Source organism: Zhongshania sp., from assembly GCF_041584495.1.
Lineage (GTDB): Bacteria > Pseudomonadota > Gammaproteobacteria > Pseudomonadales > Spongiibacteraceae > Spongiibacter.
On the sequence record NZ_JBFHDY010000134.1, the window covers coordinates 1 to 8951 of the forward strand.

The following is an 8951-nucleotide window of genomic DNA, read 5'->3' on the forward strand; positions in this document are numbered from 1 at the left end:
CCCTCAACGTACTGCTCAAATACGAGGAAGACATCGCCATGGTCACCCCGGAGTTACACAGCTTGATTAAAAAATCCGAAAGCGGCTTGCTGTAAACCTAAGCCACTATGGATAACACGCTGCTCCAATTCATTCGTCACCTGCGCCACCACGGCCTGCCGGTGTCGACCGCTGAAACCTTAGATGCCATGCAAGTTACAGCGGCACTAGGTTATAGCGACCCGATACTATTGCGCGATGGCCTGGCGAGCTGCCTCGCCAAAACCGTCGACGACAACGACACGTTTGCCCTGTGTTTTGATCAATTCTTTCACCTCGACCATAGCCAAGAGGCAAGCAGCAGCGACAGCCAAGCAGCAAATACCGAGCAAAACCTGCCGAGCAGCGAGCAAGCTAATGAAGGTGAAGGCGAAGTCGGTGACGGTGACGGCCAAGCCAGCGGCGAAGGCCAGGGCGATTCAGCAATGCCCGGCAAAGGTGGCGGCGGGGGCGGGCAAGGTAGTCAAACCCGCGCCGACGTAATGCGCGCCGCCGCTGAAGCAGGTATCGAAAATATTCAGTTTCGCACCCAGCGCGGCGTATTTCGGCGCCGTATTCTCGATGTCCTCGGCGACAAACAGCGCCAGATCGAAATACAAGCATTGCGCGAAGCGGGCAACGACGAGCGCGCCAACTGGCTCGAACAAATTCGCGACGCCCAAATTGCGGCGGTAATCGATGTTATCAACCGACAACTGCTGCTCAATAACGACGCCTCAAGCCGCACCATTCGCGACGATATACTCCAGAACAGTTCGCTGTCGGCCATGGAGTCTTACCATCGCGAGCGCCTGCCACCGCTAATTCGCAAGCTCGCTAAAAAGCTCGCCTCACGACATCGCCAACGCCATCGTCACGCCCGCAAGGGCAAGCTCGACTTGGGTAAAACCCTGCGCCGCAATATCGCCTACGGCGGCATTCCCTTCCATCGTTTTTGGAAAACCACGCGCAAAGATAAAAGTGAGATTTTTGTACTCTGCGACATCAGTGGTTCGGTTAGCGCGTGGTCACGTGTGCTACTGCTCTTTATGCAGGCCCTCAGCGACGTATTGCCCAGCACCCGCTGCTTTGTGTTTTGCGGGCGCAGTATTGAAGTCACTGATTTATTTCGCCAATACCCCGCCGACGAGGCTCTCGCCATTGTCCAGCAGCGTCACGGTCTCGGTAGCAGCGACTACGGTTTGGCCCTCAATACCTTTCGCGATCAAATTGCCGACAAACTCAACCGCCGCAGCTGCGTCATTATCTTAGGCGACGGCCGAGGTAATGGCGGCAATACCGGCATTGCCGCGTTGCGTGATATTTACCACCGCGCTCGCTTAGTGCTGTGGTTTAACCCCGAATCCCAATTTAGTTGGAATAGTGGCGACTCAGAGATACGCCGCTACCAAAGTGCCGCACACTATGTGGCGGAATGCGGCTCCCTGCGTAAATTAGAACGCTTACTAGACGGCCTATTAAGTCTATTACGTTAAGCTTCCGTGAAAATGCCCTGGCACAAATACACCCATATTGGCGATGTAGTCCGTCGCTAAACTCGCTACTATGAACATTGACAGAGACCAGGCTGGATCGCTATGGATAAGCTCAAACATTTTATTAGCCAATCATTTATCGGTGGCGTATTGGTTATTGCGCCCATTGTCATCCTACTACTGGCGCTGCGCTGGGCAATGCACAGTGTCCAAGCGCTAATTGCACCACTGACTGACCCACTAGAACGTATTACCGGTGCGCCAAGCTTAGTCATCGACGTCGCCGTTATTGCGCTCATTCTCATCGCCTGTTTTATGGTTGGCACCCTCGTCGCCACCCGCGCTGGGCTCTGGATACAAAATTTTGTCGACGCCCATTTAGCGCGCTTTGCCCCAGGCTACAAACTGATTCGCGACATTATTCAGCAAATGTTTGGCACCAATAGCAACTCACCGTTTACCCGTGGCGAAGCGGCGGTGGTGCAGCTCTATGGCAGCCACATTCCGTCACGAGCAACCGCTATTATCACCAGTCGTCACAGCAATGGCTGGTTTACCGTGTTCGTCCCCACCGGCCCCAACCCCACATCGGGATTTGTCTACCACCTGCCACCAGATTGTGTAGAACCGCGCCCCGACATTAAATTAGATGCCGCCTTTAAATCGATTATCTCCTGTGGCGCCGGTTCCGCAGAGCTCGGTATCATCAACGTTAACCAGCCAATAACATCGCAATAACCCAGCACCCACTGATCGCCAAGTGGCGGTAGCACGATAATGAGCCAAGCCTCACTGATTAAACCCGTACTCAAGGTTTGCAGCTTAATCTTACTGGTATTTGGCCTGCTAATGGCTGTACCGCTACTAATGGCCATCATTTACAACACCGGCAATAGCCGCGCCTTTGCCGGTGCGCTTGGCTTAACCGTGACGCTCGCGGCCTGTGGTTGGTTACTCTCGCGATCCTACCGCATGAACATGCTAACACCACGACAAATGTTCTTAATTACCACCAGCTCGTGGTTGCTGATTTCCCTGACTGGGGCATTACCTTTTCTATTAATACCCGGCTTTTGCGGCTTTACCGACGCGGTATTTGAATCGGTCTCTGGTTTGACAACCACCGGCTCGACGGTCTTGGTTGGCCTAGACGGCATGGCCCACGACATTCTAGTGTGGCGCTCCATGCTACAGTGGGTAGGCGGGCTCGGCGTCATCGGCATGGCCGTCGCGATTTTGCCCTTTTTAAAAGTCGGCGGTATGCGCTTATTTCAAACTGAGTCCTCTGACTGGTCAGACAAAACCACACGCTCCGGCACCATGGTCACTATGATCATCTACGTTTATATCGTCCTTACCTTGCTGTGCGCCGGCGCCTATATGCTCGACGGCATGGACAGTTTTCACGCCGTCAACCACGCCATGACCACCATATCCACTGGCGGCTATTCGACCTCAGACAGCTCCTTTGCCCAGTTCGCCGACCTGCCCAGTCACTGGATAGCAATCTTCTTTATGATACTTGGCGCCATGCCTTTTACGATTTACGTGCACTTCATTATTAAGCGCCACTGGCACGTATTTAACGACCAACAGATTCGTGGCTTTTTACTCACCCTGCTGGTTCTCAGTGTCATTATTACTCTGCATCTACTCTCCGAAACCGACATCGATCTGGCCCACGCCCTCACCTATGCCACCTTTAATTTAGTGTCGGTCATTACCACCACCGGCTTTGCCAGCGGTGACTATTCGCAGTGGGGTGAGTTAGCCGTAGCGGCATTTTTCTTTGCCATGTTTATTGGCGGTTGCTCGGGCTCCACTAGCGGTGGCATTAAAATATTCCGCTTTCAATTGCTATTTATGATGATGCAAGAAAGCATTGTTCGCGCGGTGCACCCCCGCGCCATGATCCACCGTCACTACAATAAGCGCCCCGTCGACGACAGTATCGTGCTCTCGGCTGTGACCTTTGTGTTTATTATGCTGATCTCACTGGTTGCGATTACGCTGCTACTTGCGCTCAGTGGTTTAGACCTAACTACCAGCCTCACTGGCGCCGCAACCGCACTCATGAACGTTGGTCCTGGGCTAGGCGATGTTATCGGCCCCGCAGGAAATTTTTCTAGTTTGCCAGATAGTAGTAAATGGATTTTGAGTGTGGGAATGTTACTTGGACGGCTGGAGTTTATGACCGTAATACTGGTGCTAACACCGACGTATTGGAAGAGTTAAAAATCAGTATTATTTTTCAGCATCAACTGCCGCCACCCACGCTTCAAGTAAAGCCACATTACGCATGTTTTTACGAAACGCGACATCGGCTATGTCACCAATGATCGGCACGCTACCCAATAAAAAATCCAAGGCAATATTCCCCAACATTTTTAACTGCAATGACTGCGGTGCTTTGAGCTTTCTGGCTTGCACAATAACCCCCAGACCGAGGAGGGCGCTAAGCAAATCCCCGGCCACCGGCAACAGCCCAAGCAACGCATCTAAACCAAAGCGCCAAGGGGTATAGGGAATGCCCCAAGCGCCATCAAGCAAGATTGCGAGCTGGCGACTGCGTCGCAGTCGCCGTTCGGTTTCAGTGTCGGTCATTTATCTATTTCTTGGCGATAATATAAACCGCATGAATAATACCCGGCAGATAACCGCATAGCGTGAGAATAATATTGATCCAAAAATGTTTACCTAAACCAACTTGTAAAAACACGCCAACTGGCGGTAAGAAAATGGCAAAAATAATACGAACAATATCCATAGTTCTATATCCTCTTTATTTCGCTAATGCGACGCTGTGCTTTTCAAGATAGCACAGATAAATAACGATGAATTGCTAAGGCGGTACTAATATCACTTATTGCTAGCCTGTAAGTCTTCCAGACTCACGGCATAGCGATTAAGTTCTGCTTTTACTGTGTAAAAACGCAGTAAGCCAATCACCAACACCAACACCAACACACCTAAAACGACCAAGACCCACACCGTGGCGACATAAGAATTAATCTTTGAGAAGAACTGAAACAAAACCGCCGCCGCAGCTAAAAGTGACAAGCCAGTGCGAATATAGGCAAGAAAGGTACGTTCATTAGCCATACGCGTCCGCTCAAGCGCCAGTGTATCTCGGGTGTCTGAATTCCCAGTCATAATATTCCCTTATATTGTGGTATCGATGTTTGACAGCGGCGCACCGGTTTCTTTCCTTTTACGGCTGTATTCAGTAGGCTTCAAACGCTAAATTTAGCACACACCATGGAATTATATTTTGCATACCCTCGCGCAGCTTAAATCGGGTGAACTGGCCGGTGTAAAACGTCTACAGATCTCGGCAAATTTGACATCTTTGCCCGCTGAAATACTCAGTCTCGCCGACAGTCTCGAAATACTGGATGTGTCTAATAATCAATTATGCAGTTTGCCCGACGAGCTCAGTCAGCTTAAAAAACTGAAAATTATTTTTGCTTCAAACAATCGTTTCCGCTCACTGCCCGAGGTGCTAGGTCAGTGTGAGAACTTAGAAATGATCGGCTTTAAATCAAATCAAATAACGCAGATTTGCGGCAGTGCACTACCACCAAAATTACGCTGGTTAACACTTACCGACAATCGCCTAGACGCTTTGCCCGATGCAATAGGCCAGCGCTCACAACTGCAAAAACTGCTAGTGGCGGGTAATCGTCTGCAACAGCTACCGTTGAGTTTGGCCCACTGCACTCATCTTGAGTTGCTGCGCATTTCTGCAAATCAGCTCAAGCAATGCCCCGAGCACATACTCGACCTACCAAAACTCGCGTGGCTGGCCTTTGCTGGCAATCCCTTTAGCACGGCAGACAGTGACGGCCCATCAGTGCCATTCGTTGCATCGTCGAGTTACACCCTACACCGCGTGCTGGGACAAGGTGCCTCGGGAGTAATCTCAAAGGCGACGTGGAATGCTCCGCAACAAGACTTTCCTCACGAGTTCGCCGTAAAAGTATTTAAAGGCCAGGTTACCAGTGATGGCTACCCTCGCGATGAGTTGCGCGCCTGCTTAAAAGTAGGCTACCACCCTAATTTAGTGGAATCGCTAGCGCAGGTAAACGAAGCCGACTGCCTCGCATTGATCATGAGCTTAATACCGCCTAACTATAAAAACCTCGGGCTGCCGCCAAGCTTAAGCAGCTGCACCCGTGACACCTTCCCTGCGAATTTTTCTTTATCAACAACGCAAGTCGATAAAATAACTGCACAGATAACCGCAGTATTTGAGCATTTGCATGCCCGACAAGTTTGTCATGGCGATCTATACGCTCACAACACCTTGTTCGACGAAGCCGCCAATATCCTGTTTGGCGATTTCGGCGCCGCATCGATGTATCACATGCTAAGTAAGGCGCAGCAGGAAAAAATACGCACCATAGAGCATCGCGCCCTCGGCCATTTTATTGAAGACCTACAGAGCCTCTACGTCGCAAAAAGTGTGTCGACATAGCAAATGTGGCGACGATCTAAAGCCTGAATATCGGAAACAATAAAGGGCAGATCATCTTCACATGATCTGCCCTTTTTCGACTAATTAGCAAAAAAACTATTTTTTGCCTTCGCCGCCATCTGCATCAACGGTCAGCGAGGTATTTTCGCCATCGCTATCGCTCTTATAACCAAAGGAGCCTTCGCCGGTGTCAATACTTATCGCAGTAGAGCCTTTCTCGGCAGCAGGTGCGGTAGTGGCTTTGTCGTCGGAACAAGCCATGAGTAAAGTAGCGAATGCTGCGATTGTAGTTCCTATCAGAAGCTGTTTCATAATTTCTCTATTGTCTATTGAAGAAACGAACACAGGCTTTGATTGTGCACCATGAGCTTAGTTCAGTATTGGCAAATAGGCAGCGCCTGACAATGCGCGCTCGGGCAGCTCACTGAATATTTCAAGCTCGCTACCCGAGACGCATGAGGGTGTGTCTTATTTACCGATATCTAATTTCGCCTCTAAGCCTTCATGGGCGGCATGAATAATATAACTGCGCAATGCCTGCGCATCTGACTTCGTCAACACGCCGTTAAACGATGGCATACCACGCGAACTCAATAAGCCATCGATAACAACGGCTTGAATGGCGGCGTCAGTCGCGAGTAGCGGCGACCAGCGCAGATCTGGGATTAGGCCGCTAGAGACGACATGATCACCGTGACACACCACGCAACTGCTGTCGTAGAGTGCCTTTCCTCTGGCAATGGTTTGCGCATCTGCCGTTGACGCTGGCGGCGCTGGCCGCGCAGTCACCTTATCCGAAATCGCGGGAAGGCTCGCTTTACCGCCCAACTTAAATACCATTAAGCGCCCCACACCAGCAGCACTTTCAGCCGGAAACAAGCCGCCGTATACCAAGGCAAACGTACCACCCCAGCCCGAGGCAACCGCAATGTACTGTTCACCATCCAATTCATAGCTAATGGGTGGCGCAACAATGCCGGTTTGCGCAAAGAAATCCCATAGTCGCTCCCCGTTGTCGGCCCGATACGCCACCAGCTTGGCGTCGGCGTTGCCCTGAAACACCAAGCCGCCCGCAGTCGACAATACGCCACCATTCCATGGGCTATTGTGTTCCACCTGCCAAGCGGGCTGCTGTTTCACCGGGTCCCACGCCAACAAGCGGCCTTTTACGGCTGCTTTTACCGCCTTAAATTGGGCGATATCGGTCGGCAGTGAACCCATGGCACTGTCTGCGCCAGTATTCCAGCCCTTGCTGTTAAAGCTGAAGTTTTCATCTTGGGCATAAACATAGGGCGTTTCCATGGCGGGAATATAGACCAAGCCAGAATCGGGGCTAAACGACATGGGGTGCCAGTTATGGCCGCCAAACGGCCCAGGTAATTGCATATAGGGTGCTTTGCCACCCCAGCGCGCCTCAGGAATCTCAACAGGGCGCCCAGTTTCGAGGTCGACGTGTGTTGCCCAATTGATCGGCACATAGTTTTTCGCTGACAACAGCTCGCCGCTGGCGCGATCAATCACATAGAAAAAACCATTTTTAGGCGCCTGCATAATGACCTTGCGGGGTTTGCCGTCAATATTTACGTCGGCCAGGATCATGTGCTGGGTGGCCGTGTAATCCCAAGTCTCACCTGGCGTAGTTTGGTAGTGCCAAACATATTCGCCCGTGTCGGGTCGCAGCGCCACAATGGAGGAGAGGTAGAGATTATCGCCACCACCCGGGCTGCGAATGCTCTGGTTCCATGGCGAGCCATTGCCCACGCCAATATAGAGCAGATCTAATTCGGGGTCGTAGGCCATGGAATCCCAAACCGTGCCACCACCGCCAAATTTCCACCATTCACCTCTCCAGGTTTCTGCGGCCTTGGCCATGGCTGGGCTTTCAACACCATCCGCGGGATTACCCGGCACGGTGTAGAAGCGCCACAACAGCGCGCCGGTGTTTATGTCGTAAGCCGAGACATAACCACGAACACCGTACTCCGCGCCGCCATTACCTATAAAGACTTTGTCCCTAACAATGCGGGGCGCGCCAGTAATGGTGTAAGGCTGGCTCTGATCAACGGTAATGGTATCCCAGAGTTTGACGCCGGTTTTAGCGTCGAGGGCCAGCAAACGGCCGTCGATGGTGCCAGTAATAATTTTGCCATCGGCGTAGGCCACCCCGCGATTAACCGCGTCACAACACAAATCGGCGGCCTTGCTGCGATCAACCTTGGGGTCGTACTGCCAGCGCAGTGCGCCCGTTTTGGCGTCTAGCGCCGATACTGTATTCCAGGTGGCGGTGACGTAAATAACACCGTCAACCACCAGCGGCGTGGCCTCAATGCCGCGACTCACGCCCAAGTCGAACGCCCAAGCTAAACCCAGTTGTGAAATATTATCTGGACTGATTTGCGCCAAGGGCGAAAATCGCTGCTCGGCATCACCGCCGCCGTGTTTCGTCCACTCGACCGCCCTTGCCTCAGCGGGCGCGTCCTCCGGTGGCGGGGCTTTAGCGCACGCCAAGAATAGTGACGAGAAACACAAAAGAGCGACTGATTTCAGTGCGGGAATAACCGGGGCATTACTCATTATTGTCTCCATGTTTTACATGATTACTTTTATGAGTCTGACAATGCCAAGCAAATGGACAGGTGTAAAGCGCTGAATGCTTGCCGGGAGACGGAAGACGCAAAAGCTGGGTTGGATGTTCGACGCGACGACCTCAGAGCGACAAGGAATGTCCTTAAGCGTCAGTCATCCGGCCCCCGACTTCCGTCTTACGGCAGTGAGCGCCAGCGAATATAAGCGTCGCCCATCTCCCGTCCCGCGTTTCTTAAGATCGGGTAGGAGGCGGAATCACTTCCGCCGTCCTCCCACACCACCGTACATACGGTTCCGTATACGGCGGTTCATATTGTACTCATGAGACGACGATACTGATCCACTAACGAGATCAGCCCCAGTTGATCAAAACG

At 52.0% G+C, this 8951-nt stretch carries 9 protein-coding genes; 4 read left to right on the forward strand and 5 right to left on the reverse strand.

Translation table 11 applies throughout. From position 1 onward, the window contains the following. The first annotated feature begins 107 nt into the window (after positions 1-107). From ABYP33_RS16045 to ABYP33_RS16055, 3 genes are all read left to right on the forward strand, one after another. On the forward strand, positions 108-1514 hold the full coding sequence (locus tag ABYP33_RS16045; RefSeq protein ID WP_373092164.1) for a VWA domain-containing protein: 1407 nt from the start codon (positions 108-110) through the stop codon (positions 1512-1514). Between the two features lie 102 nt (positions 1515-1616). Continuing rightward, positions 1617-2252 carry a DUF502 domain-containing protein gene (locus ABYP33_RS16050; RefSeq protein WP_373092165.1) on the forward strand — a complete coding sequence of 212 codons (636 nt, stop codon included), beginning with the start codon at positions 1617-1619 and terminating at the stop codon, positions 2250-2252. Positions 2253-2291: 39 nt separating this feature from the next. Further along, on the forward strand, positions 2292-3749 hold the full coding sequence (locus tag ABYP33_RS16055; protein WP_373092166.1) for a TrkH family potassium uptake protein: 1458 nt from the start codon (positions 2292-2294) through the stop codon (positions 3747-3749). Positions 3750-3758: 9 nt separating this feature from the next. On the opposite strand, the gene ABYP33_RS16060 is transcribed toward ABYP33_RS16055, so the two are convergent. From ABYP33_RS16060 to ABYP33_RS16070, 3 genes are all read right to left on the reverse strand, one after another. Then, a complete protein-coding gene (locus tag ABYP33_RS16060; protein WP_373092167.1) occupies positions 3759-4118 on the reverse strand; it encodes a DUF4112 domain-containing protein in 360 nt (119 codons plus the stop codon). A 4-nt stretch (positions 4119-4122) separates the two neighbouring features. After that, positions 4123-4281 (reverse strand): YqaE/Pmp3 family membrane protein, encoded by a 159-nt coding sequence (locus ABYP33_RS16065; RefSeq protein WP_008253263.1) that lies wholly within the window; start codon positions 4279-4281, stop codon positions 4123-4125. Positions 4282-4373: 92 nt separating this feature from the next. After that, a complete protein-coding gene (locus tag ABYP33_RS16070) occupies positions 4374-4667 on the reverse strand; it encodes a DUF202 domain-containing protein (RefSeq protein WP_373092168.1) in 294 nt (97 codons plus the stop codon). Positions 4668-4785: 118 nt separating this feature from the next. Between ABYP33_RS16070 and ABYP33_RS16075 the strand changes: the two genes are divergently transcribed. Beyond that, entirely contained in the window at positions 4786-5991 is a 1206-nt protein-coding gene (locus ABYP33_RS16075; protein ID WP_373092169.1) for a leucine-rich repeat-containing protein kinase family protein, read from the forward strand. A 96-nt stretch (positions 5992-6087) separates the two neighbouring features. Here the strand turns inward: ABYP33_RS16075 and ABYP33_RS16080 are convergent, their stop codons facing one another. Further along, a complete protein-coding gene (locus ABYP33_RS16080) occupies positions 6088-6303 on the reverse strand; it encodes a hypothetical protein (protein WP_373092170.1) in 216 nt (71 codons plus the stop codon). A 156-nt stretch (positions 6304-6459) separates the two neighbouring features. Then, positions 6460-8565: a PQQ-dependent dehydrogenase, methanol/ethanol family gene (locus ABYP33_RS16085; protein WP_373092171.1), complete on the reverse strand. Its 2106-nt coding sequence runs from the start codon at positions 8563-8565 to the stop codon at positions 6460-6462. Positions 8566-8951 lie beyond the last annotated feature (386 nt).

What these genes read in the sequence shown, in the direction of transcription:
- ABYP33_RS16060 (WP_373092167.1), bottom strand. Translation starts at nt 4,118, where the DNA reads ATGACCGACACTGAAACCGAACGGCGACTGCGACGCAGTCGCCAGCTC.
- ABYP33_RS16065 (WP_008253263.1), bottom strand. Translation starts at nt 4,281, where the DNA reads ATGGATATTGTTCGTATTATTTTTGCCATTTTCTTACCGCCAGTTGGC.
- ABYP33_RS16085 (WP_373092171.1), bottom strand. Translation starts at nt 8,565, where the DNA reads ATGAGTAATGCCCCGGTTATTCCCGCACTGAAATCAGTCGCTCTTTTG.
- ABYP33_RS16055 (WP_373092166.1), top strand. Translation starts at nt 2,292, where the DNA reads ATGAGCCAAGCCTCACTGATTAAACCCGTACTCAAGGTTTGCAGCTTA.
- ABYP33_RS16080 (WP_373092170.1), bottom strand. Translation starts at nt 6,303, where the DNA reads ATGAAACAGCTTCTGATAGGAACTACAATCGCAGCATTCGCTACTTTA.
- ABYP33_RS16050 (WP_373092165.1), top strand. Translation starts at nt 1,617, where the DNA reads ATGGATAAGCTCAAACATTTTATTAGCCAATCATTTATCGGTGGCGTA.
- ABYP33_RS16045 (WP_373092164.1), top strand. Translation starts at nt 108, where the DNA reads ATGGATAACACGCTGCTCCAATTCATTCGTCACCTGCGCCACCACGGC.
- ABYP33_RS16070 (WP_373092168.1), bottom strand. Translation starts at nt 4,667, where the DNA reads ATGACTGGGAATTCAGACACCCGAGATACACTGGCGCTTGAGCGGACG.